Annotated in this window: 19 protein-coding genes and 1 pseudogene; 13 read left to right on the top strand and 7 right to left on the bottom strand. The window is 56.1% G+C overall.

All coding sequences use genetic code 11. The annotated features are described in order from the left end of the window. Positions 1 to 22: 22 nt before the first annotated feature. The 3 genes and pseudogenes from CHB83_RS14575 to CHB83_RS14570 form a co-directional block, all read right to left on the bottom strand. Positions 23 to 442, bottom strand: a pseudogene (locus tag CHB83_RS14575) (Bax inhibitor-1/YccA family protein). Then, positions 439 to 663, bottom strand: a complete 225-nt coding sequence (locus tag CHB83_RS24130; protein ID WP_245855362.1) for a Bax inhibitor 1 family protein — start codon at positions 661 to 663, stop codon at positions 439 to 441. Before CHB83_RS24130 ends, CHB83_RS14575 begins: the two are co-directional and overlap by 4 nt. A 186-nt stretch (positions 664 to 849) precedes the next feature. Then, positions 850 to 1,503: a hypothetical protein gene (locus CHB83_RS14570; protein WP_089333141.1), complete on the bottom strand. Its 654-nt coding sequence runs from the start codon at positions 1,501 to 1,503 to the stop codon at positions 850 to 852. Positions 1,504 to 1,645: 142 nt separating this feature from the next. Here CHB83_RS14570 and CHB83_RS14565 point away from each other — a divergent pair, with 142 nt between their 5' ends. From CHB83_RS14565 to CHB83_RS14520, 10 genes are all read left to right on the top strand, one after another. Continuing rightward, a complete protein-coding gene (locus tag CHB83_RS14565; protein ID WP_055562483.1) occupies positions 1,646 to 2,209 on the top strand; it encodes a hypothetical protein in 564 nt (187 codons plus the stop codon). A gap of 91 nt (positions 2,210 to 2,300) precedes the next feature. Continuing rightward, positions 2,301 to 3,314: an MBL fold metallo-hydrolase gene (locus tag CHB83_RS14560; RefSeq protein WP_089333140.1), complete on the top strand. Its 1,014-nt coding sequence runs from the start codon at positions 2,301 to 2,303 to the stop codon at positions 3,312 to 3,314. A 307-nt stretch (positions 3,315 to 3,621) separates the two neighbouring features. Next, entirely contained in the window at positions 3,622 to 4,635 is a 1,014-nt protein-coding gene (locus tag CHB83_RS14555) for an ABC transporter transmembrane domain-containing protein (RefSeq protein ID WP_089333139.1), read from the top strand. After that, on the top strand, positions 4,628 to 6,001 hold the full coding sequence (locus tag CHB83_RS14550; protein ID WP_045690186.1) for an HlyD family secretion protein: 1,374 nt from the start codon (positions 4,628 to 4,630) through the stop codon (positions 5,999 to 6,001). The genes CHB83_RS14555 and CHB83_RS14550 overlap by 8 nt, the downstream gene beginning before the upstream one ends. Positions 6,002 to 6,008: 7 nt before the next feature. Then, positions 6,009 to 7,523 (top strand): TolC family protein, encoded by a 1,515-nt coding sequence (locus CHB83_RS14545; protein WP_089333138.1) that lies wholly within the window; start codon positions 6,009 to 6,011, stop codon positions 7,521 to 7,523. Positions 7,524 to 7,665: 142 nt separating this feature from the next. Beyond that, positions 7,666 to 9,147 (top strand): sodium:solute symporter, encoded by a 1,482-nt coding sequence (locus CHB83_RS14540; protein ID WP_045690185.1) that lies wholly within the window; start codon positions 7,666 to 7,668, stop codon positions 9,145 to 9,147. Positions 9,148 to 9,220: 73 nt separating this feature from the next. Next, positions 9,221 to 9,709 carry an energy transducer TonB gene (locus CHB83_RS14535; protein WP_089333137.1) on the top strand — a complete coding sequence of 163 codons (489 nt, stop codon included), beginning with the start codon at positions 9,221 to 9,223 and terminating at the stop codon, positions 9,707 to 9,709. A gap of 138 nt (positions 9,710 to 9,847) precedes the next feature. After that, positions 9,848 to 11,698, top strand: coding sequence for an ABC transporter ATP-binding protein (locus CHB83_RS14530; RefSeq protein WP_245855361.1), 1,851 nt, complete (start codon positions 9,848 to 9,850; stop codon positions 11,696 to 11,698). Positions 11,699 to 12,227: 529 nt separating this feature from the next. Further along, the gene (locus CHB83_RS14525; RefSeq protein WP_089333135.1) at positions 12,228 to 12,776 is read left to right on the top strand and encodes a hypothetical protein; all 549 of its coding nucleotides are present in this window, start codon (positions 12,228 to 12,230) and stop codon (positions 12,774 to 12,776) included. Positions 12,777 to 12,884: 108 nt separating this feature from the next. Then, positions 12,885 to 13,796: a DUF2911 domain-containing protein gene (locus tag CHB83_RS14520; RefSeq protein WP_045690182.1), complete on the top strand. Its 912-nt coding sequence runs from the start codon at positions 12,885 to 12,887 to the stop codon at positions 13,794 to 13,796. A 90-nt stretch (positions 13,797 to 13,886) separates the two neighbouring features. On the opposite strand, the gene CHB83_RS14515 is transcribed toward CHB83_RS14520, so the two are convergent. The 3 genes from CHB83_RS14515 to CHB83_RS14510 form a co-directional block, all read right to left on the bottom strand. Continuing rightward, complete coding sequence (locus CHB83_RS14515) at positions 13,887 to 15,575, bottom strand: sodium:solute symporter (protein ID WP_089333134.1); 1,689 nt, start codon at positions 15,573 to 15,575, stop codon at positions 13,887 to 13,889. After that, entirely contained in the window at positions 15,572 to 15,703 is a 132-nt protein-coding gene (locus CHB83_RS24220) for a hypothetical protein (RefSeq protein WP_262489942.1), read from the bottom strand. Before CHB83_RS24220 ends, CHB83_RS14515 begins: the two co-directional genes overlap by 4 nt. A gap of 140 nt (positions 15,704 to 15,843) precedes the next feature. Beyond that, positions 15,844 to 18,507, bottom strand: coding sequence for a PIG-L family deacetylase (locus CHB83_RS14510; protein ID WP_089333133.1), 2,664 nt, complete (start codon positions 18,505 to 18,507; stop codon positions 15,844 to 15,846). 387 nt (positions 18,508 to 18,894) lie between these two features. On the opposite strand from CHB83_RS14510, the gene CHB83_RS14505 reads away from it, so the two are divergent. Further along, positions 18,895 to 20,520, top strand: a complete 1,626-nt coding sequence (locus CHB83_RS14505; RefSeq protein WP_089333132.1) for a S8 family peptidase — start codon at positions 18,895 to 18,897, stop codon at positions 20,518 to 20,520. Positions 20,521 to 20,633: 113 nt separating this feature from the next. Here CHB83_RS14505 and CHB83_RS14500 read toward each other — a convergent pair whose 3' ends face one another. Further along, a complete protein-coding gene (locus CHB83_RS14500) occupies positions 20,634 to 21,041 on the bottom strand; it encodes a DUF805 domain-containing protein (protein ID WP_089333131.1) in 408 nt (135 codons plus the stop codon). A 173-nt stretch (positions 21,042 to 21,214) separates the two neighbouring features. On the opposite strand from CHB83_RS14500, the gene CHB83_RS14495 reads away from it, so the two are divergent. Both CHB83_RS14495 and CHB83_RS14490 read left to right on the top strand, forming a co-directional pair. Next, positions 21,215 to 22,186 (top strand): YitT family protein, encoded by a 972-nt coding sequence (locus CHB83_RS14495; protein ID WP_089333130.1) that lies wholly within the window; start codon positions 21,215 to 21,217, stop codon positions 22,184 to 22,186. Between the two features lie 40 nt (positions 22,187 to 22,226). Further along, a complete protein-coding gene (locus CHB83_RS14490) occupies positions 22,227 to 23,087 on the top strand; it encodes an MOSC domain-containing protein (protein ID WP_218823179.1) in 861 nt (286 codons plus the stop codon). Positions 23,088 to 23,189: the final 102 nt, after the last annotated feature.

The following is a 23,189-nucleotide window of genomic DNA, read 5'->3' as shown; positions in this document are numbered from 1 at the left end:
GGAAACCATAGCGGCACTGCACCTAGCGACGACGACCAAAAAGACGCAGCAAGAACAAGAAGAGGTTCACGAAATCGAGGTAGCGCGTGAGGGCGCCGAGTATGGCTGCTTTACGGTCGGTATCTTCGTTTCCTATTCCTATAAAAGATAATTCTTTCATTTTCTGATTATTATACGCCGTGAGAGCCACAAACAAAATGACCCCGATGAAAGAGGTGATGGTGTATAACGCTGAGTTTAGCTAGATCAGGTTTACTACCGAAGCTATGCACAGACCTACAAGGCCCATCAGGAGCACATTGCCCCAATGAGACAGGTTGGTCCGGGTGAAGTAACCATACAAGCTCATAACGGCAAACGTACCACCGGTAACAAAGAAGGTAGAGGCAATGGAGTCTTGGGTGAACACCAAGAAAATGATACTTAAGGTGATGCCGTTCAACAGGGAGTAAGCAATAAAAGCGCCCGTCGCCGCCCCACCGACATATCGAAAGCGCGGGCCGAGATGTAGCCGACCACAAACATTTCGAGCAGCAGCAACCCAAAAAACACGAAGCGCTGGCCAGCTACCAGCTCAATAATTTCTGGTGAGGAGCTAACCAGCATAGCAACCCCACCAGTAAGAGCCAAGGCAACAGCCATCCAGCCATAAACCTGCCGCATAAAGGCTCCCTGAATGCGAGATGCATCCTCAGCACTGATGCTTATCTGGGGTTGCGCGGTGCCGTGCTTTTTAGGTACAAATTCGTCCGTGAAAGAAATAGGTAAGTAGTTGAGAATATGATTTACCTCAGCAAAATATAGAAATGCGTTAGTTTCCTATATAGACTACTGTGCTAGTTCAGTTTGCTACTGCTCCTGATAAAACCGGTAGGCTAGCCACACAACAAAGCTTATACTACCCAGCACCATGAGGCGCAGCCCGGAGGCCCGGTCTGGCGCTTGGAAGCTGGGCACTTGCTGACCGTCGGGTAGGGTTTTGTGGTGGGCATACAAGTGCCAGCCAATGAGTACGGCCAAAATACCACCGCCTACTACTGCGAGGTAGCCCAACGCTACCCATGCCTGCTGACGTGGTTCGGGCCGGGCCAGCTCGAGGCGACGCTGCTGGTGCAGGTGCTCTAACAAGGGCGGGTGTACCTCGTGGCCGCGCTGGCCCAGGATACGCCGAGCCAATGCTACATCGAAGCTACTCCACTCATCGGGCTTCAGCAAGACCTCCATCAACTCATCGTGGGAGAAGGTGAACAGGTAGTGGTTGGCAGGGGCTTGGGCAGTGAGAGTTTCGTCGGTGTCTAGCTCTAGCTTGCGCACGGCCTCAAAATCGTGGGGGCGCACCAGCACCAGGAAGTAAGTACTGGTGGCATTGAACGCAAACGAAGGGTCGATGCTGGGCTGGTCGAGCTTTGTTTCGTAGGGAATGCCGTGCTGGTAAAGCAGGTGCAGCAGGGGCTGGGCTACTTCCACGTTGGGAAAGCGCTGGTAAGCTTGAAATTCCGACATCAGGCTACAAAGGAAAGTGTGGTGAAGGTGCAACTTTTCGGACACTGCGCGTTACTCTACTGGTAGAGGCCGGGCACTGTAGCTTCTCCCGTGCTGTTGCGTATCTTGTGTTCCATTACCTTACGGCTGCGGCCGGCTTGCTATGCTTCGTTCGTTTTTTCTTGTTTCTCTAGGGCTACTGCTGGCTGGTTCTGTGCAGGCGCAGGCTCCAGTAGCGTCCCGCTTGGGCTTACACCCTTCGTATAGTTTAAACGCAGGCGCCACCTTTGCGGGCCGCTACGGTTCAGCTACCTACCTCAGCCCCATGGTGTCGCTACCCCTGACGCCGCGCTTCTCAGTGTTTGGCGGCGTTACGTACTTGCGTACCGTGGCCGGCACTGCGCGCCCATTTGGGACTACTGAGGGCGCCTATGCTGGTTTGCCTTCCGTGAGCAACCGCTACCTCATTCAAGGTGGCGGGCAATACGCTCTTTCGCCCCGCCTTACCCTTACGGGCTCCGCCTGGAAAGACCTGACGCCTACCAATGGGCTAACGGTAAATCCTTATGCGGGCTTCGGGGGCAACCTGGGCTCGGGGGTGAACCTGCGCGCCGACTACCATATTACTGAGAACTTCTCGGTTTCGGGTGGAGTGCGGGTGAGCAACGGTGCTACGGCTTACCCCGGGGCCTACTCTCCCTTGTATGGGCCGGGCGTGGGCTGGTAGCCCCATTGCTCTACTACTTTTTGTAAAGCCTCGGGAAGCTTCCGGGGCTTTCTTGTTTCTTTGAAGGCCCCTTCATTTTCACGACTGTTTCATGGCTTCTCCTCGCTTCGTTTCCAACCCAAGCCTGCCCATCATCAAGCCCAACTACCCGGGCAACAAGATGATTGGCAATGAGTACTGCAACGGCGAAGCGTTGTACGAGCCCAGCTTCAAGACGGTCATTCGGTGGCAACTCAACGAAAACCCTCAGAAGCAAGAGAAGAAGGCTGATACGTGGGCGCCAGACGTAGTAGACTGCACCGCTTTTTTACAAAGCCAAGAAGATGGGCTGGTGTGGCTTGGGCACGCTTCGTTTCTGTTACGCGTGAGCGGCAAGCTTCTGCTCACCGACCCCGTGTTGTTTTCGTCTTTGGGGTTGCGCCGCCGCCACGCCCTCCCCTGCCGCCTTGAAGATCTCACCGGCATCGACTACCTGCTGCTCAGCCACGGTCACCGCGACCACCTGGACGAGAAATCGGTGCAACTGGTGGCGCGGCAGAATCCGCTGTTGCGTGCTTTCGGGCCGCTGGGTATGGCCGGCCTGGTACGTGGTATGGCTAAGCTCCTGCCTGTGCAGGAGGCTGGCTGGTGGCAGCAGTTCGATTTAGGAGCCGATGCCCCATTTGAACTCTTTTACCTGCCTGCCTCGCACTGGCACCGCCGGGGCCTTTTCGATCTGAACACGGTGCTGTGGGGCTCCTTCCTGCTACGCCTGCCCGACGGCCGGACCATCTACTTCGCCGGCGATACGTCGATGGCCGACCACTTCGAGCAAATTGAAAAGCAGTTTGGTCCTCTCGACGTTGTGCTAATGCCCATTGGTGCCTACAAGCCGGCCTTTATGATGAGCCAAAGCCACGTGAACCCGCACGAAGCCGCTAAGGCCGTAAATATTCTGCGTGCTGGTCACATCGTGCCCATGCACTACGGCACCTTCGATTTGAGTGATGAGCCGGCCTCCGAACCGTTGCGAGAGTTGCACTTAGTAGCCAATGGTAGCATGCTGCGCGGAGAACTGCACGCACCAGCCGTGGGCGAGGTACTTCGCTGGCAAGAATGGGAATAAAGGCCTCCAAGACGTGCAGAAGGAAGTCCGGGTCTAACAAAATTGTTAAAATAGCATTAAATATTATATATTAGTTCAATACAAACTTGTTATAGTTATATTTAATACGATTTTAATTATAAATTTGAGAACAATTTTGCTAGTGTTGCCATTTCAGTTCTGAAGAATAACTAACTCAACAGAGTAGCAGCACTGGAGGAAACCATTCGAGTCAGCTTTTCTAGTACTTTTCACGTACTAGCTCGACAGTAATAAGCCGTCCGAATCATTTTCAGCGCCTCCGGTAGTCACGCTACCCAGTACCCCCATGGCATCACATTCTGCATCGCTCCCCCCACCTACCCCCTGGCAGCGCCTTACCCGTATGCTCGATACGGAACGGCGTTCTATCCGCTACATTCTTTTTTACGCCATTGCCACGGGCCTCATTAGCCTAACGCTGCCGTTGGGCACGCAGGCCGTGTTCAACTTGGTATCAACGGGAGCTGTATTCAACTCCACGTACATCCTGATTGCAGTTGTAGTGCTTGGTGTGCTACTGAGTGGCGTTCTGCTAGTGGGCCAGCTTACATTGGTGGAAGCCATTGAGCAACGCTTATTCGCCAAAGCAGCCATTGAGTTTGCCTACCGCCTACCCCGCATTGAGCCCAAGGCTCTGGAAGGTCAGAACCCGCCTGAGCTAGTTAACCGCTTCTTCGATATCCTGACGGTACAGAAAGGTCTCACCAAGCTCCTGATCGACCTGATGTTTGCCGGCATCCAGATCCTGTTTGGGGTTATTGTACTGTCCTTCTACCACCCCATTTTCATTGGCTTTGGCTTGTTTACCTTGCTGATGCTAGGGTTCATTTATGTGATAAACTACCGGCGGGCCCTGCGCACCAGCATCGAGGAATCAGCCCACAAGTACGAGACGGTAGATTGGCTGGAACAAGTAGCCAGCGAACTGCCCAAGTTTCGCGACAGTCCGGACGAGCAGCACCGGGCCCTGGAGCGCACCGACGAGCTGACGGCCGATTATCTGCGGGCCCGCAACGGCCACTTCCGGGTGCTGCGCCAGTATTTTAGCTGGGCCGTGGCCTTGCGCACCATTCTCACAGGAGGCTTGCTCATTGCGGGCACCTTGTTTGTGGTGTCGCGGCAAATGACGCTGGGCCAGTTTGTAGCCGCCGAAGTACTTATTGTGCAAATCAGCGGCTCTATTGAAAAGCTGATGACCGGTGTGAGCACTGTGTTTGATATGCTGACGGGCACGGAAAAGCTGGCTGCCGTGACCGACCTACCCCTAGACGAGAAAAAAACTACTGGAACTCATGCTTAATCTATCGAACCAGAACGTAGATGACGCGGTGTGGGAAGAGGAGTTGCAACGCTCCCATAAAGAGCTTCTCGAGCCCAAAGGCAGCCGACTGCTGGGCCGCGTATTAATGGCCGTAGCCATCGTTTTCCTTATTATTCTGTTTTTGCCGTGGCGCCAAGCCATTGAGGGCTCCGGCACGCTCACGACCCTGAGCCCTCAGGACCGCCCCCAAACCGTGCAGAACGCCATTGCGGGCCGCATTGAGCACTGGGCCGTACGGGAAGGCCAGCTGGTAGCCAAAGGCGATACGCTGCTGACTATCTCGGAAATCAAAGACGAATACTTTGACCCCAACTTACCCGAGCGTCTGCGCGAGCAGCTTGCCGCCAAGCAGGGCAATGTATCGGCAAACGCGGCCAAAATACAAGCTACCGACCAGCAGATTGAAGCGCTGCAGCTCACCCTGCGCGTTCAGTTAGAAGCCGCTCGCAACCGGGTGGAACAAGCCCGTAACACGGTTTCCATCGACAATGCTGACCTGGTAGCTGTCAACAACTCCTACCAAATAGCCCAGGCCCGATTGGTTCGTTACGAAGATGGCTACAAGAATGGCCTGTTTTCCCTGACGGACATTGAATCGCGCCGCTTGAAGCTGCAAGAAGACCTAGCCAAGGTAACGGCTCAGCGCAACAAGCTACTGAACTCCAAGCAGTCGTTGGCAAATGCCCAAATTGAGCTAGCCAACCTGCGAGCTAAGTACGAGCAAGACTTGGCTAAAACCTTATCGGACCGCAGCTCTGCCGTATCAAGCCGCGCTTCTTCGGAGGGCGAAGTGGCCGCACTGCGCAACAAGATCAGCAACGTAGAGGTGCGCCGCGGCTTGTACGTAGTACGGGCCCCGCAGGCGGGCTATGTGGTACGCACGCTCAAGGCTGGTATTGGTGAAACCATCAAGGAAGGCGAATCCATTGTTACGCTACAGCCCGACGCGCCCGTACTGGCCGTGGAGCTGTACGTACGAGCCATGGACGTGCCACTGATTCAGCCGGGCCGCCAGGTGCGCTTGCAGTTCGATGGCTGGCCGGCCGTGCAGTTTTCGGGCTGGCCATCGGTAGCCGTGGGCACCTTTGGCGGCACCGTAACGGTGATTGACGTAGTGAGCAGCACCAATGGGCGCTACCGCCTGCTGGTACGCCCCGACCAGCATCACGAAAAGGACCGGGATTGGCCCGCACAGTTGCGCCTAGGCTCGGGCGTGTACGGCTGGGTAATTCTGGATTCTGTGCCAGTGTGGTACGAAATCTGGCGGGAGCTCAATGGCTTCCCCCCTAGCCTACAGGCCGAACCCAAGGACACTCCCGTGAAAGCAACCGCCGAAAAGAAGTAGTAGAACGATGATAAAAACTTCGTTTACGGGCAGCCTGGGTGTAGTACTGCTGCTGGCTAGCTTCTTCGCTTCGGCCCAGACGCCGCGCCTCCCTACCCAAGCTCCCCGCCTGGAGCCCGCACCAGTGCAAACTCGGCAGCTAGCCGCCGACCGACCTCCCGTGGATACGGCCCGTATCTTTTCCTTACAAGACCTCGCCGACCTGGTATTTGCCAACCACCCCGTGGTCAAGCAAGCTGCCCTGCTCAGCGCCGATGCGCAGGCGCAGGTGCTGGCAGCCCGCGGCGGCTTCGACCCCAAAGTAGGGTCTGGCTTTGACCGGAAGCTGTTCGGGGGTACCGACTATTATAACAACTGGTCCAACGAACTGAAAGTACCCCTCTGGCCGGGCGGCATCGACTTGAAAGCTGGCTACGACCGTATGGTGGGTACCTACGTCAACCCCCAATACCGCACCCCTCTGGACGGACTGGCGGGCGTGGGCTTGTCGGTACCGCTGGGGCAGGGACTGCTTATTGATGCCCGCCGCAGCACCCTGCGCCAAGCCCGCATTTTGGTAACGGCTGCCGAGGCTGACCAGGTAAAGCAAATCAACGAGGTGTGGCTTCAGGCTTCCAAGGATTATTGGAACTGGTACTATGCCTACCAGCAGTCTATTCTCATTCGGGAAGGGGTAGAGCTGGCGGACACCCGCTTCCGCGGGATCAGCCGGCGCGCCCTCCTCGGCGACCAAGCTCCCATCGACTCGGTGGAAGCACAGATTACGGTGCAGGACCGGCAGGTGCAAGCCGAGCAACTGCAAGTAGACCTCCAAAATGCCCGCCTAGTACTCTCGAACCACTTGTGGAACAAGGATGCCCAGCCGGTAGAGCTGCCTACCTATGCCGTACCCCAACGCCCCCTCCTTGGGTCAGTACACTCCACGGAATTTGAGCAGTTGGTGGCCTTGGCCGGGGCTCGTCATCCTACCCTCATTAAGCTCGACGCCAAAATTCGGCAGTTGGGTGTGGAGGAGCGCTACCGTCGTGAGTTGCTCAAGCCCAAGATAAACGTAAGCGGTACGCTCCTGAGCCGCGGTGACTTTTACCGCTCCGAGGTGCCAGCCTATTACGATTTCGGATGGGACAACTACAAATTGGGGGTGGATTTTGCCTTTCCGTTGTTTTTACGCCAGGAACGGGGCAAGCTGCAGCAAACGCGCATCAAGGTGCAGGATGCCACCTTGGAACAACAACAGAGCCGCCGCACCATTCTCAACCAAGTAAGCGCGGTATACAACACCCTAAAGGCCTACGAGCGCCAACTTGCTGTGCAAGCTCAAACTATTGCCAACCAACGGCTTCTGCTACAGGCCGAGCTTCAAAAGTTCGAACTAGGGGAAAGCACTATTTTCCTTATCAACAGCCGCGAAACCAAGCTTATTGACTTGCGCCTGAAGCAGGAAAGCATGCGGGCCAGCTACGAGAAAACCTTGGCTGAGCTGTATTACTACGCGGGTACTCGCACGCTAGGCACAAATTAGGGGGCGTGGCGTGTAGGGCACGATGGTGGTGGCCAACGAGGTGGGTGCGTTATTGTCAGCGGGGGAGAGTAGCTTTGAGGTATGAAGTTTTGGTTTCCTGGTCTCTGACCTCAACCTGAACTCACACCACCAAGCACTAGCAATGTCTCCTACCCTCGTTCTGAGCCTGATTGCGGGCTACTTCGTCGTCCTCATCATCATTGCCTACCTCACCTCGCGCAAGGCCACGAGCGAGTCGTTCTTCATTGCCAACCGCAACGCGCCCTGGTACATGGTGGCCTTCGCCATGATTGGCACCTCCCTGTCGGGCGTCACGTTCATTTCCATTCCCGGCATGGTGGCTTCCCAGAGCTGGAGCTACATGGCCGTAGTACTAGGCTACACGGTGGGGTACGTAGTCATTGGCACGGTGCTAATGCCCCTCTACTACCGCCTGCGCCTAGTGAGTATCTATACCTACCTAGAGCAGCGGTTTGGGTTCTGGAGCTACAAAACCGGGGCCCTGTTCTTTCTTATTTCACGGGCAGTGGGGGCGGCCTTTCGGCTGTTTCTGGTGGCGGGCGTGCTCCAGTTTGCGGTGTTCGACCAGTTGAACGTACCGTTTGCCGTAACAGTGACGGTTAGCATTTTCCTGATCTACCTCTACACGTTCCGCGGCGGCCTCAAGACCATCCTCTGGACTGATACTTTCCAGACGCTGGCTATGCTGGTGTGCGTAGCTGTGAGTATTTACCTAATGGCCAACGAGCTGAACCTGGGCTTTGCGGGCTTGGTAAAAACGGTGAAGGAAAGCACCATGTCGCAGATTTACTTCTCCGACCCCAAAGACGACAAGTTTTTCTGGAAGCAATTTGCATCGGGCGCCTTCATTACTATTGTCATGACCGGCCTCGACCAGGACTTGATGCAGAAGAACCTAAGCTGCCGCAACCTCCAGGATGCCCAGAAGAATATGTTCTGGTTTACTATTGCCATTGTGGTAGTAAACGTGTTTTTCCTGTCGTTGGGCGTGCTGCTCTACCAATTTGCGGCGGCCAAAGGCATCAGCCTGCCTACCAACCCAACTACTGGTAAAGTTATTGGCGACAACGTGTTTCCACTGTTGGCTACCAGCCACTTTTCCTTGTTCGCGGGCATTGTGTTCATCCTGGGCATTATTGCCGTTACCTACGCCTCCGCCGACTCGGCCCTTACGGCCCTGACCACCTCCTTCTGTGTAGATATGCTTACTATTAAGCAGTACCCGGAGGCCCAGCAAAAGCGCGTGCGCCAACTCACGCACTTTGGCTTCTCGCTAGTTCTTATCGTTATCATCCTGATTTTCCGGGCCATCAACGACCAGAGCGTGATTACCTCAGTATTTAAGGCGGCGGGCTATACTTATGGGCCGCTGCTGGGCCTGTATTCCTTCGGCATTTTCACTAGCCGCGGCCTCCACGACAAGCTGGTGCTACCCGTTTGCGTGGTGGCGCCCTTGCTGACCTGGTTCATCAATGCCAACTCCAAAGACTGGTGGGGGTACGAGTTCGGCTTCGAAATCCTGATACTGAACGGTTTACTTACATTCCTGGGCTTGCTGGCTATTTCGCGTCCGCGCAACCTAGAATTGAACCCCGTAGCATAGGCGTTGTTTAGGGAGGTGTACCTTTACACCCCCGCACGGAGCTTTCGCACCGGGCGCTACCTTCCTTTACCCTATGAAACATCTGTTCTTCATTTTCGGGCTCGTAGCTTTGGCCGCCGGCGGGGCACAGGCCCAAACCCAGCCACCTGCTACTCCTGCCAAGCAGCCCATTGAGTTGCGGGCTGGGCGCATGCAGGCCCAGGCCAAACCGGCCGCCAACCGCCCCGACGCGCCCCCGCAATTTCCGGGCGGTGCCCAGGGCTTGAACACCTTTTTTCAGCAAAACTTAAAGTATCCGGAAGCGGCCAGCGTCAAGCAAATCAGCGGCAACGTGGTCATGACCTTTACCGTGGAAGCCGACGGCCACCTCACCAACCCCACCGTGCTGCAACCTCTCTCCCCGGAGTGCGACACGGAGGCCCTGCGGGTGCTGGGCCAAATGCCCGCCTGGAAACCAGCTACCCGCAAGGGGCAGCCGGTAGCCGTGCAGGTGCGCCTGCCCGTACCTTTCGGCAACTCTACTGATGTAAAAGTAGAACAGGGCAAAAACAAATTTGAATAATGAATTGATGGAGAAGTGAGTATCTAGAAGTTAAGCATAAGAGGTGAGAAGTAGGAATCAGGCTCATGTAGCACTTGGTTGTACTTCTCACCTCTTGCTTACCGCTTTCTACTGCTCACTTCTCGCTTCTATAAAAAAATGGCAGCCAGAAGCGGAATGAATACCAGTGGCCAAACGGAGGCTGATGCCCCCAAGGTCAAGCTTACGAAAGAGACTTTTCAACGTGGACTGCGGATTTTCCGCTTTGTACTGCCGTACAAAGGCCCATTTATTGCGGGGCTGCTGCTATTGCTGCTTAGCAGCATTTCCACCATGGTAATGCCCAAGATGCTGGGCTATCTGGTCAACATCGCTAATCACCAAACTACCAAGCTACCGGCCTACCTACCTCGCACCATTACAGGCGTGGCGCTGCTGTTATTTGGGGTAGTGCTAGTACAGGGCCTGTTCTCCTTCGGGCGAATTTTCTTTTTTTCACGGGTCAGCGAATTTACGGTGCGCGACATTCGGCGCACGCTCTACCAGAAGCTGGTAACGCTGCCGATTCCGTTTTTTGAGCAGCGCCGGGTGGGCGAAATCACCTCCCGCCTGACGTCCGACGTAGCTAACATTCAGGATACGTTCACCTTGACCCTGGCTGAGTTTATGCGCCAGATTCTGACGCTGTTGGCTGGCGTGGCCTTTATCATGTGGGAGTCGTGGCGCCTCTCGCTGTTTATGCTGGCTACGTTTCCGCCCCTGGTGTTGCTGGCCTTTTTGTTCGGGCGCAGCATTCGCAAGTTCTCCAAACAAACCCAGGATGAGCTAGCCAAAACCAACGTGGTAGTGGAGGAAACGATGCAAGGCATTAACTCCGTGAAAGCCTACACCAGTGAGCAGCACGAGGTAAGCCGCTACGCGGCCGGCCTAGACCGTACCGTGCAGTTTGCTCTGAAATCGAGCATTTACCGCGGCGCGTTTGTGTCGTTCATTATTGTGGCCATCTTCGGTGGCATTTTTCTGGTGTTGTGGCGCGGCGCTACCTATGTGGAGCTACCCAAAGCCGACCCGCGCCACCTGGACATGGGCGACCTAGTGTCGTTTATTCTGTACACCATGTTTATTGGGGCTTCCGTGGGTGGCCTGGGTGAGATGTACGGCAAGATTCAGAGCAGCCTCGGCGCTTCGGAGCGCATTCTCGAAATCCTGGACGAGGAATCGGAACCAGTGCATCAGCCCCGGCCGGCTGGTGCAACTCCCCTACAGGTGTACGGCGACATCCGCTACGAGAATGTGCAGTTCCGCTACCCCACCCGGCCGGACCTTACGGTGCTCAAGGATATTAGCTTCCGTATTGAAGCGGGCGAGAAGGTAGCTCTGGTGGGGCCCTCGGGGGCCGGTAAAAGTACCATTGTGCAGCTGTTGATGCACATCTACGAGCTCAGTGGCGGCACCATCAGCGTTGATGGCCGCGACATTAATACCCTAGACCTGACGGAGCTGCGTCAGCACATCGGCATTGTGCCCCAGGAAACTATGTTGTTCGGCGGCACCATCCGCGAGAACATCCTCTACGGCCGCCCCGACGCTCCGGAGGCTGATATTGTTGATGCTGCCCGCCGGGCCAACGCCTGGCAATTTATCCAATCCTTCCCTGAGGGGCTAGACACGATGGTGGGCGAGCGGGGCATTAAACTCTCGGGCGGGCAGCGCCAGCGCATTGCCATTGCGCGGGCCATCCTGAAAAACCCGGCCATCCTGCTGCTCGACGAAGCCACCTCTGCCCTCGACTCAGAGAGCGAGAAACTGGTGCAGCAGGCCATGGACGAGCTTATGCAGAACCGCACCAGCATCATCATTGCCCACCGCCTCAGCACCATCCGGAAGGTGGATAAAATTCTGGTTATTGAGGGTGGCCGCATTGCGGAGCAAGGCACCCACGAGCAACTTAGCAACGATGAAAACGGCCTCTACGCCAACCTGCTAAAGCTACAGTTTGAGCTAACATAAGGCACAGATTCAGATTGGTTTTCCGGATTACACAGAAGTACTTAGATGCCGCCAATATTGAGGCGGGCAGGATACATGCTGCTGGCCTAGGGCCCTTTCGCCCTCAATGCTTTTTACGTTTGAACGAAAGGCTATCTAGTGCACGAGTAAAACAGTTGATCAGTATACTAGGACAACATGGAATCCATCGATTCTCTCTATTAACTGAATTCAAATAATCCCCGCGTATCCAGCCTTAACCTTCTAGCTACTCCCGCTTCTTTGTCGAATACCAATTAATTCACCAAAGCCAGCAACCTCACTAACCGGACCGGCCGAATCCGCGCCGGCCAGCCACTTTCGACTCCGGGCTGGCAATTTTATCCTTGAAACAGCCTTTACCATATCCAGCGCATTGATAATTGGCTACTGTTCTACACTTCCTTAGAGCACTGCTACTACCTTGATCTGAGCCGGGTACCCCCACCGACGTGCTGAACATGTTGCGTCTCCATGAAGTTGCCGGAGCCTGAGCTACTTTCGCGGGACTATGGTACCTTCCGCATCTTCCTTATCCCCTCTACACCTGGCAGCCGTGAGCATCTCGGAGGCCGACTACGTAGCCCTGAACTTTCGGCTCTGGCGCGCCCGGCCCCGCACCCGCCTAAATCACTGGATTCTGGGTGCGGCGGTAGGGTTGCTAGCCCTGAAAGTGGGGCTGGAGGTGTACCAGAACGGCCAGTTCCCTTCATCTTCTTCCCTTATTCTTCTGGCGGTAGCGGTACTATACGCGCTGTTGCGCTTTGGGCTAGTGCGCTACCAGCTACGCCGGGGGTACGCGAGGAACACGGCTGCCCACCAGCCTACCGATTTTACCCTCACGGATACCGAAATTAGCGGCCGCAACACATTGGGCCAATTTTCGGGTAAGTGGGGCCTAATTCGGCGGGCAGTGTGGGTGCAGCCTGACTGGCTCCTACTCTATCCTACCGAAACGGCCTGTTATTACCTCAACATGCGCTGCTTGCAGGCTCCGGCTACCCCGGCTATGGTGGCGCAACTCCTCACCCAGCACCACATTGCGCAGCACCGAGTGTAGTGGGTAAGCGGCTCACAGCTTTTCTCACTGCCCCTTGCTTACCACTCTAGTGTGAGGATTTACCTATTTTTACTACCGCAATTCACCCTTTTCCATCGTATTTGCCTCATGATGACCACCACTTCCCGGACATCTTCTTTCCGTTCTTTGGGCGCTACGCTGCTCGTGAGCGGTTTGCTTTTCGCCAGCAGTGCCCACGCTCAAATTGCTACTCCTCAGGCCTCTCCCAAGAGCACCATACAGCAGCGCGTAGGCCTTACGGATGTTACTATCACGTATTCACGTCCTAGCCTCCGGGGCCGCGTAGGCTTCGGCGAGGGCACTACTGCCGCAGTGGTACCTTTTGGGCAGCGCTGGCGCACGGGTGCCAATGCCACTACCAGCATTAAGTTTTCGGATGATGTAACCATCGAAGGCAAGAAAGTACCCGCGGGCGAGTACGGCATCTATACCATTCCGGGCAAGGCCTCCTGGACGGTAGTACTCAACAAAAGCACCAAAGCCGGTGCCGACGTAGCCAGCTTCAAAGACGACGAAAACGTGGCCAGCTTCACTGTGAAGCCCAGCAAGTTGCCAACCAAGGTAGAAACCTTCACCATCAACTTCACCGACCTCACGCCCGCTACTGCCACTGTGGATATGCAGTGGGAAACCACCAGCGCCAAGTTCCGCATTATGACGGACGTGGAGTCGAAGGTGATGGCGCAGATTGATGAGAAGGTGACCAAGAGTGCTAGCCCTTCCAATGGTGACTTGGCCGCCGCCGCCGTGTACTACTTCGATAACGATAAGGACCTGAAGCAAGCCCTGACCTGGATGCAAAAGGCCAACGCCACTGACCCTAAGTTCTGGAACCTCCACACGGAAGCCAAAATCCGCATGAAGATGAAGGATTACAAGGGTGCCGTAACCGCCGCCGAGCAGTCAAAGAAGCTGGCAACAGAAGCCAAAAACACCGACTACGTGAAAATGAACGAGATGCTGATCGTAAGCGCTAACAACGCCAGCAAGAAGAAGTAGCCTTCTGGCTTCCTAGCTACCAAACGCGCCCGATTCCAGTTGGAATCGGGCGCGTTTGCATTGCGGCGGGCGGTAGATGCCACGCTACGTTTAGGCTGCGGCTGGCTGGTCAGCTTTTCCTAGCACGCTGCCTACTACCACCAGCACACACCCAATGATGTTGTACCAGAGGTAAGCAATATCGGTGCGCCAAAACAGGAGTAGCACTAGGGCCTGCGCCACTACCGCGGACCAAAACACGGCGCGGCCACCCACGTTTTTCAGGAAGAACGCCACCACAAAAATACCCAGAATAGGTCCGTAGAAGAGAGAACCCAGAATATTGACGGCCTGAATGAGGTTTTCGAGGCGGGCGGCAAAGGTAGCAAAGCCAATACCCAGCACGCCCCACCCCACGGCGGCCCACCGCGAGACGCGCACGTACTCCGCATCGGAGCGGCCGGGGCGGGTGGGCTGGTACATATCAATGACCGACGTAGAAGCCAGAGAGTTAAGCCCAGCCGCCGCCGAGCCCATAGCGGCGGATAGTACTACGGCAATGAGCAAGCCTACCACGCCCCGCGGCAGGTACTTGAGCACGAAGGTGAGAAAGATGTAGTCGGTAGCTGGGCCTTCCTTGGTGGCAGTAACGCGTTTAAGAGCTTCCCAAACGGCCGCTCGCTGCCCAGCCAAGGCAGCATCTACAGCTTGGGTATGCGTTTGAGCTGCGGCAACCAAGCCAGGGTCACTCGAACGCAGAGCGGTTACCATATCCAAGGTAGCGGCACGCTTGGCGGCAAATAAGGCATCGTGGTTTTCCTGGGCATCCTGCAGAATAGTCGCCCCTACCCGGCTACTACGCACCTGATTCAAAAGGGCTTGGTCGAAGGAAACAGGTGGGGCATTGAACTGATAAAATACGAACAGCAGCACCCCAATTAGCAGAATACCAAACTGCATAGGAATCTTGAGTAATCCGTTCATCAGCAAGCCCAAGCGGCTTTCCGTGATGCTGCGCCCCGCTAGGTAGCGCTGCACTTGGCTTTGGTCGGTGCCGAAGTACGATAAGGCCAAAAACAAGCCGCCCGTCATCCCCGACCAGAAGTTGTAGCGGTCTTTGGGGTCGAAATGAAAATCAACCAAGTTGAGCTTGCCCTGATGACCGGCTAGCTGCATAGCTTCCGTGAAGCCTACGCCGGCTGGGAGGTAGTGCACCAGCAAGTAGCCAGCAGCCAACATGCCCGCAAAAATGACGGCCATCTGGCCGTGTTGGGTTACCGTGACGGCCCGCGTGCCACCCGATACGGTGTAGGCAATCATCAGCCCGCCCATTAGCCACACCGTCAGGGTAATATTCCAGCCCAGAATAGCCGATAGCACCAAGGCGGGTGCGTAGAGCGAAAGACCATTGCTGAGGCCCCGCTGCACCAGAAACAGGAGGGCCGTGAACGTGCGCGTGCGCCGGTCGAATCGGCCTTCCAGGTACTCGTACGCAGTATATACTTTCAGGCGGTGGTAAATGGGCACGGCTACCACCGCAATGAGCACCATGGCTACCGGCAACCCAAAGTAGAACTGTATAAAGCGCATGCCATCGGCGTAGGCTTGGCCGGGCACGCTAAGAAACGTAACGGCCGAGGCCTGGGTAGCCATGATGCTGAGCCCAATGCCCCACCACGCTTGCCGCTGCCCCAGCAGGTACCCGTCCAACGACTGCCCTTCGCGACGAGTACGCCAAGTACCGTAGCCAATGATGAGTGCCAACGTGCTACCCAGCACCAGCCAATCGAGTGTGCTCATGCGAATAGCCGCGTCAGGTACACAAAAAAGCCAATTTCAGCCGTCAAGGCGCCTAGCACCAGCCAGTACCACGCCCGCCACGAGGGAAGCAGCGGCGGTTGATCATCGGTTTCAGGGTGGGTGGGCATGAGGCAGTACGTAGAGCAACAAACAACACCTCATTCCTGCAACAAAGGCATGAGGCTACTCGATGATACACCACTACGTGCGGCAGCAAAAGGCAGCCCTGCCGCACGTAGTGACTATGGCTTAACTATCGGCCGCTGGCTTACTTACCCAACGATACCATGTTGGTAAGCAGGCGGTAGGCACCGGGCACGCCAGCAGGCAGTTCCCGAAACAAGCTAAGACCGGTATAAATGTAGTGGCCCTTGCCGTAGTCGGCCACCAGGATGGCACTTTCCTTAGCCGATTCGTTGGGGTCGTGGGAGCTAAGCACTGTCTGGTACTTCGGGTCCCATTGCGACGGGTAGTACAGGCCCTGTTCCTGCACCCAACCCTCAAAATCCTTGGCAGTTATCTTGTTAGGCGTATTCAGCAGGGGCTGCTGGGGCTTCAAGAACGTGACGGCTGCATTTTCTACCGTCACGCGGTCGGAAGACAGGGTAAGTGGGTAAGGGCCAATTTGGGGGATGACGGTGCCGCGGTTCACCACGTACTGTACCACCATATTGCCACCGTTCTCTACATACTTCAACAGCGTTGGCTGCAGAGTTTTGAGTCGGTCGAGGGTGTTGTAGGCGCGTATGCCCAGCACCACAGCATCAAAGCGACGCAGGTTCTGGTCGGTGATGTCTTCGGGCTTCAGTAAGGTCACGTTGTAACCAATCTGGCGCAAGGCGTCGGGCACCTCGTCGCCGGCCCCCATGAGGTAGCCAATTTCCTGGCCCTTGCGCTTAAGGTCTAGCTTCACCAGCGGAGCTATAGCTTCGGGAAAAAGCACCTGAGTTGGGATATGGTTGTACTCGATGGCCTGGTAGCCGCGCGAGTATTGCTGTCCATCCACAGTGGCTACGGCGCGCAACTCCGTTTTGCCCTCCGCGGCGCCCGCGCCGGGCTGCACCCGGAACTGCACAGTTTGCTCGGCGTCTTTACTGGCGAGGTCGAAGTTGAAGCTCGCCGGCTCCGACTTCCAGCCGTTGGGCAACGTAAGGGTCACTGCTCCTTTCACCCCGGCCTTACCAGCCCGCAGTGTTACCGGAACGATTTTGGGTTGGTTGTCGGCGAAGACGTAGGCGCGCCCGCCAATATTTACTGCCACAGGTGGCACCACGGCCAGTGGGCGGTATTTCTCCCCTTCTACCGGGTCGGTGCTTTTGTATTGGACCGGCACACTATAGAACAACGGACTTCCCAATACATTTATCTGTAGTCCTATGTAGGCAGCCGCTGGGTTCTCAGGCAACCCAATGAGGTTCTGCTGATTGACCAGCAGCATAGCGTTGCTCTCCTGTGTTGTTGCACCTCCTCCCCCAGTTGGTACATGCTCAGAAGGCGCTGCAGCCACACCAGGTAGTTGTGTTGCTTTCCGCTCTCCTCCCGCCGCAAGCAGCAATTCAGTTGGCACACGGTACATTCCTACCGTACCTGCTTCGCGAAGCCAATAGGGTTGTGAAGTTGAAAGCTGGGACGCAAATCGGATGGGCAACCGCAGGGAGAGCACCTTCTCAGCGCTCAGCGTAGCATTCACCGTAGTGTCGCGGCCGAAGCCTAGGGCGCCTGCGCCACGCACAGTTATAGGTACGACTGAGCGGCTGAGCACATCGAGGCGTACGGCTACTGCCTGACCGGGAGCAACCGTGGGCTCCGAGATAGTAGCTTCAAGGTAGAGGCCTAAACTAGCCCGAATCAGTTCTTCTATCTGTTCCTGCTTGCTTTTGAGCCAGTGATAGTCTGGTTTTTTAGAGCTTACTGACCCTCCCAACACCTTGGCTTGTTGGTCAAGCTTCACAATTCCTGCTCTTACCTTTAGCAGCCCTGCTACACTTGCCGAAGGATTTGCCGGGTCGTACTTCCGAATCACCTCGTCTACGAGCTTGCCCACGGCCGCCCCGCCGGGCACCCGGTTCCAAGTCATATCAACGCCCTCGAAGGGGTCGGACTTAGGCTTGTCTCCTTTCACGTATTGCAGATACTCTAGCGCCTCACCACGGGTAGCAGCGGAGCCGAAGCCCTGGCTTTTGTGCTGGGAGCGGCTGCGGGCGGCCATTTCGCCGTAGCTCTGCCCCAGTAGTGGGTTGTAGCCGCCGGCATCTACTTTCAGGTAGCCATCCATGTTTTCGCCCGGCTTCACGAAGAAGCTCCCAGTATTCCAGAGCAGGCGCTTAGGCTGCCAGGGCTGCACATACTTCAACTGCTCGGGAAAGCGCTTGGGGTCACCGGCAGCATCAAAGGCTTCGGCGGCCAGAATGGCGCTGGCCTGGTGGTGGCCGTGACCGGCGCGGGGGTCGGGTGGAAAGCGGGTGATGAGCACGTCGGGCCGCCGCTGCCGGATCACCCACACCATATCGGCCAATACCTGCTCTTTGTCCCAGATGGTAAAGGTTTCGTCGGACGTTTTAGAGAAGCCAAAATCATTGGCGCGAGTAAAAAACTGCCGACCTCCATCAATACGGCGGGCAGCCAGCAGCTCCTGGGTCCGGATAACGCCGAGCTGCTCGCGCAGCTCCGGACCGATGAGGTTCTGGCCCCCGTCGCCGCGGGTGCAGCTGAGGTAACCCGTTTCTAGCAGGCGGCCGTTGGCCATGTAAGCAATGAGGCGCGTATTTTCGTCGTCGGGGTGAGCTGCCATGTAGAGCACCGAGCCCAACACATTGAGCTTTTTGAGCCCTAATAGCATTTCGGAGGAAGAATACGTTTTGGGCGCTTGGGCAGCAGCCGGCAACAGCGGCAGGGCCAGCAAAGCCCCCGCAACAATGGAACGTAGGCGCATTCGGTTCAGTCAGGAAGGTAGCAGAGCGGTAAAGATACAGGCCGTGGCGGCAGGTTGCAGCCCCTCTTGTCAGGAGAGGGTGGCTTACCCAGGGCATACTCCCGGCGCCACTGCAGCATAAACAGCGGCGGCGGCATTTGTTTAGCTCTCGTGGCTATCGAGACCAAGCGGTAAAGCTAATGTAGCACTGTCTTGATGCCCTACGCTGGCTAACCTAGCCTAACTCATCAGCTTATACAGGGTTTCCCCTTAGAATCCGATTTGAATGCGTCTATGGCCTGAAATATGCGTCTGTAGCAAACACCTTGAATCTACGTTGTTCGAATCAGCCTTTCCTCTTCCGGCCTTCGTATAGGCCGTTTTACCCCTCGCCTCTTATTTCTCCCAATGTCCTTTCCCCTTTCCTTTCGCCGGAACCTGTTGGGTTTGGCGTTTTTGCTGCCCACACTAGCCGTAGCACAAACCCCTACCTCAGCACCCACCAACGACCCGCAGTGGTACCTACTTGATCCTCAGCAAGACGGCGTAATGGGTGTGAGTGCCCGCCGGGCTTACCAGGAGCTTCTGAAAGACCGGGTACCTACGCTGGTAACCGTGGCTATCATTGACGCCGGCATTGACACCGCCCACGTGGATTTGAAGCGCTTGCTGTGGAAAAACACTAAGGAAACTAGCGGCAACAAGCGCGACGATGACCAGAACGGCTACGTGGACGACGTGCACGGCTGGAGCTTTCTGGGCGGACCCGACGGCCGCAACGTGGACATTGACACGTACGAGGACACCCGCGTGCTAGCTAAGCTGCAACCCCGCTTCCAAGGCAAAGCGCGCACCAGCGTACCCGCAGCCCAGCGTGCCGACTACGACCTCTACGTGAAGGTGAAAAAGAGCTACGACGAAAAGTTAAAGGAGAACACGCAGCGCCTGGCCGACATGCAGAAAGCCTACGACGAGAATGCCCAAGGCATTTCCATGCTCAAGCAGGCGCTGAACGTTACTCAACTCGACACGGCCACGCTCCACCACCCACCCACGCAAGACCCCAACTTGCTGCGCGTCACGGCTGGGCTCTACGAAAACCTGCGTGAGGCAGGCTACCCTTCCCTTGATGCGGTACTAGCCGAAATCAAAGAAGCCGTGACGGACACCAAAAACCAGCTCGACTACTCGTTGAATCTGAAATTTGATCCGCGCACTGTTGTGCAAGATCATCCAGATGATGTGAAGGAGCGCCGGTATGGCAACGCCGACCTGTACGGACCCGACCCCAGCCACGGCACCCACGTAGCCGGCATTATTGGGGCCGACCGCACCAATACTGTTGGTATCATGGGCCTGAGCAACAACGTGCAGCTCATGGCTGTGCGCGCCGTGCCCAACGGCGACGAGCGGGACAAGGACGTGGCCAATGCCATTCGCTATGCCGTAGACAACGGGGCCAGCATTATCAATATGAGCTTTGGCAAGTACTACTCGCCTCAGCGCCCAGCGGTAGAAGAGGCTATCCGATACGCCGGCTCTAAGGGAGTGCTACTCGTTCATTCTGCTGGCAATGAGAGCAAGAACCTCGATCAGACCATGCAGTACCCCGCACCAGTCTTCCAGAACGGGCAGCGCATTCCGAACATGCTAACGGTGGGGGCATCTTCCCGCGCCAATGACGCAGGCCTAGCCGCCGACTTCTCCAACTTCGGCCGCCATGCGGTGGACGTATTTGCGCCCGGCAACCAGATCTACTCTACCCTTCCCGGCAGCCAGTACGGCAACAAGAGCGGCACCAGTATGGCTGCCCCGGTGGTATCGGGTATTGCGGCAGTGCTCAAGTCCTATTTCCCTACCCTAACGGCCACCCAGCTCAAGTCCATCATTATGGCGTCGGCTACGCCAGTACATACCCAAGTGCAGCAGCCTGGCACCAACAAGACCGTTGATTTTCGGGAGTTGTCGGAGGCTGGCGGGGTAGTAAATCTGTACCGCGCCGTGGAGCTAGCCCGCCAGCAGGTAGCGCAGTAAACCATCTTAGCCCAATATTCAGTTCAGGCCCGCATGTGTTACCTATCATAGGTTACATATGCGGGCCTGAGTTGGTTTACAGCTTTACTGTGCAGCTACTGCGTAGTCTTTCGTTAGGTTGCTGACTGCACTTGCTGGGTGCTGTGCAATGGGTAGGCCACTTTTTTCACTTCCTGCTGCCACCTTCCTGACGGGCGCCCCGGCCAGATAAGTAAGGCCCCTAATACCAGGATGTTCAGGCCGGGTATCAACAGCAACAGGGTATACCACCCACTCAGGCCCACATCGTGAAAACGAGGCACAGCAAGTAAGGCCAGCACGGTGGTGCAGATGACGATGAGCCCAGCGGCTAGTACGAGCTGCATGATTTCGCCCGAGGCTAGCACGGGGTATGCAGCCAACATACCAGCCACGGGAAGCACAGTGGCAGCAAACTGAGCGCGCCCCCGACAGCCTCTCAGAAAAGCGTACTGGGTTAATCGGCGCGGCGGACGAGATAGTGGAAAACTAACGGAGGGCATCTTCTAAACAGCGGATACGCTTTCCTAGAAACCAGAACAATATTCGCTGACTATTTCGGACCAAAATCCGCGCCAACCGGCGCAATCCTCTGCCAATACACTTGTCTAGTATTAACATTACAGCTCCGGGGTCGTACAGGATATAGATTAAACCATGACTTTACTTGCTGCCTATGCTCATTCCCCAACTCATGTTTCTCAATAAGTTACGAAAGTCTAATACCCCTACTTCCCTTCCCCCACGTCCTCCGCAGCCCGGTGGCGATGACGAGACAAACGCCGATCCAAACTGGCTGAGACGGCAGATTACCAATACGCTGTTGATGGTGGTGGGCGTCTTTTCGGCCGGGTTCGGGCTCGAAAGCTTTTTACTACCCAGCGGATTCTTGGATGGCGGCGTAACTGGTGTTTCCCTGTTGGTTACGCGCATTTTTCACTTGCCGCTCCCGGTTCTTATTGTAGTGCTCAACTTGCCCTTCGTGCTGATGGCGTGGCGGCAGCTTGACCCCAGTGTTGCTATTCGTACTCTGCTAGGCATCGTTGGGCTGGCTATTGTGCTGGCTACCGTCCCTTTCCCCATTGTCACGTCCGACAAACTGCTGATTTCCGTATTTGGCGGCTTCTTCCTGGGCGCTGGTATTGGCCTAGCCATGCGCGGCGGCGGTGTACTCGATGGCACCGAAATAATGGCCATCTACCTCAGTAAAAAGTCCAGCGCCAGCGTGGGTGATATCATTCTGGTATTTAATATTCTCATTTTTGGCGTAGCCGCCTGGGTGCTATCCATTGAAACTGCCTTGTATTCCATTCTGGCGTATCTCTCGGCAGCCAAAACCATCGACTTCGTTATTGATGGTTTGGAAGAGTACACGGGGGTAACTATCGTATCGGGGCGCTCCGACGCTATTCGGCGCATGATTACGGAAAAGCTCGGCCGTGGTGCTACGGTGTACAATGGTAAGCGCGGTTTTGGTACGCACGGCCAGCAGCCCAACCCCATCGACATCGTGTTTACCGTAATTACCCGTCTGGAAATCAGCCAGCTGAAGACAGAGGTCGAACTCATCGACCGCCAAGCCTTCATGGTGATGCACTCGGTAAAGGACACGAAGGGAGGTATGATCAAAAAGCGTCCCCTGCATTAATTGGCGCGCATAAAACAGGAAGACCCCCTACCTTTGGGGTATGTCTATTGCTTCTCCCCTCGTCCTCACCGACCTGTACATTTATCCGGTTAAATCACTCGGCGGCATCCGGCTTACCGAAGCGGCAGTAGGAGCCCGCGGTCTTTGTCACGACCGGCGCTGGCTGATTGTGAATGAGCGCAACCAGTTCATGACCCAACGGCAAACAGCCGCCATGGTTCACTTGAAGGTAGAGCCCGCCTACAACGGCTTTTTGCTTCGGCACCAAGCGCGGCCCGATCTGCTACCGCTCTTTGTGCCCTTCGCGGCTACACCGGATAAAACACTGTTCGTGACTATTTGGGACGACATGGTCTTTGCCTCACGCGCGCGTCCGGAATGCGACGAGTGGCTTTCCGAAGCATTAGGCCAGCCCTGTAAGCTCGTTTACATGTCGGATATGGTGCGGCGCGATGTGGAGCCCGAGCTAAATCCCGAGGGACAGTTGGTGAGCTTTGCGGATCAATACCCCTACCTGCTCATTGGACAGAAATCGTTGACGGATCTGAACGCCCGTCTGGCTGAGCCTGTGGGAATGGACCGGTTCCGGCCCAACCTAGTATTTGCCGGCGGTGAGGCTTTCGCTGAGGATAGCTGGCAGGAATTTTACATCGGCGACGTAGCCTTCCGAGCTGTGCGCGCCTGCGGGCGCTGTGTTCTCACAACTATTGATCAACGCACGGCCACTAAGCATCCTGCTGCGGAACCCTTGCGCACCTTGGCCTCCTACCGCACCCAAAGAGGGAAAGTCATGTTTGGGCAAAACGTGACGGGCCCTACCTCCGGTACCATCCGCGTCGGGGATACCTTGACTGTCACTAGCTATAAATCAGCCGTTGCTAGCGAGTACGCCGGCGTCTAACTACTGCAACGCCCGCGTACTTGCTGCCAAGCACTGCTAATAATGCAGCAGTGCTTGGCAGCAAGTACGCGGGCGTTGTTTCTTGTTGGCTTTCCCTACTCG

This window comes from Hymenobacter mucosus (genome assembly GCF_900188255.1).
GTDB classification, from domain to species: domain Bacteria; phylum Bacteroidota; class Bacteroidia; order Cytophagales; family Hymenobacteraceae; genus Hymenobacter; species Hymenobacter mucosus.
Note: the sequence above shows the minus strand (reverse complement) of the source record. Positions and strands in the feature narration are given on the sequence as shown.

What these genes read in the sequence shown, in the direction of transcription:
- CHB83_RS24130 (WP_245855362.1), bottom strand. Translation starts at nt 663, where the DNA reads ATGCGGCAGGTTTATGGCTGGATGGCTGTTGCCTTGGCTCTTACTGGT.
- CHB83_RS14570 (WP_089333141.1), bottom strand. Translation starts at nt 1,503, where the DNA reads ATGTCGGAATTTCAAGCTTACCAGCGCTTTCCCAACGTGGAAGTAGCC.
- CHB83_RS14565 (WP_055562483.1), top strand. Translation starts at nt 1,646, where the DNA reads ATGCTTCGTTCGTTTTTTCTTGTTTCTCTAGGGCTACTGCTGGCTGGT.
- CHB83_RS14560 (WP_089333140.1), top strand. Translation starts at nt 2,301, where the DNA reads ATGGCTTCTCCTCGCTTCGTTTCCAACCCAAGCCTGCCCATCATCAAG.
- CHB83_RS14555 (WP_089333139.1), top strand. Translation starts at nt 3,622, where the DNA reads ATGGCATCACATTCTGCATCGCTCCCCCCACCTACCCCCTGGCAGCGC.
- CHB83_RS14550 (WP_045690186.1), top strand. Translation starts at nt 4,628, where the DNA reads ATGCTTAATCTATCGAACCAGAACGTAGATGACGCGGTGTGGGAAGAG.
- CHB83_RS14545 (WP_089333138.1), top strand. Translation starts at nt 6,009, where the DNA reads ATGATAAAAACTTCGTTTACGGGCAGCCTGGGTGTAGTACTGCTGCTG.
- CHB83_RS14540 (WP_045690185.1), top strand. Translation starts at nt 7,666, where the DNA reads ATGTCTCCTACCCTCGTTCTGAGCCTGATTGCGGGCTACTTCGTCGTC.
- CHB83_RS14535 (WP_089333137.1), top strand. Translation starts at nt 9,221, where the DNA reads ATGAAACATCTGTTCTTCATTTTCGGGCTCGTAGCTTTGGCCGCCGGC.
- CHB83_RS14530 (WP_245855361.1), top strand. Translation starts at nt 9,848, where the DNA reads ATGGCAGCCAGAAGCGGAATGAATACCAGTGGCCAAACGGAGGCTGAT.
- CHB83_RS14525 (WP_089333135.1), top strand. Translation starts at nt 12,228, where the DNA reads ATGGTACCTTCCGCATCTTCCTTATCCCCTCTACACCTGGCAGCCGTG.
- CHB83_RS14520 (WP_045690182.1), top strand. Translation starts at nt 12,885, where the DNA reads ATGATGACCACCACTTCCCGGACATCTTCTTTCCGTTCTTTGGGCGCT.
- CHB83_RS14515 (WP_089333134.1), bottom strand. Translation starts at nt 15,575, where the DNA reads ATGAGCACACTCGATTGGCTGGTGCTGGGTAGCACGTTGGCACTCATC.
- CHB83_RS24220 (WP_262489942.1), bottom strand. Translation starts at nt 15,703, where the DNA reads ATGCCCACCCACCCTGAAACCGATGATCAACCGCCGCTGCTTCCCTCG.
- CHB83_RS14510 (WP_089333133.1), bottom strand. Translation starts at nt 18,507, where the DNA reads ATGCGCCTACGTTCCATTGTTGCGGGGGCTTTGCTGGCCCTGCCGCTG.
- CHB83_RS14505 (WP_089333132.1), top strand. Translation starts at nt 18,895, where the DNA reads ATGTCCTTTCCCCTTTCCTTTCGCCGGAACCTGTTGGGTTTGGCGTTT.
- CHB83_RS14500 (WP_089333131.1), bottom strand. Translation starts at nt 21,041, where the DNA reads ATGCCCTCCGTTAGTTTTCCACTATCTCGTCCGCCGCGCCGATTAACC.
- CHB83_RS14495 (WP_089333130.1), top strand. Translation starts at nt 21,215, where the DNA reads ATGCTCATTCCCCAACTCATGTTTCTCAATAAGTTACGAAAGTCTAAT.
- CHB83_RS14490 (WP_218823179.1), top strand. Translation starts at nt 22,227, where the DNA reads ATGTCTATTGCTTCTCCCCTCGTCCTCACCGACCTGTACATTTATCCG.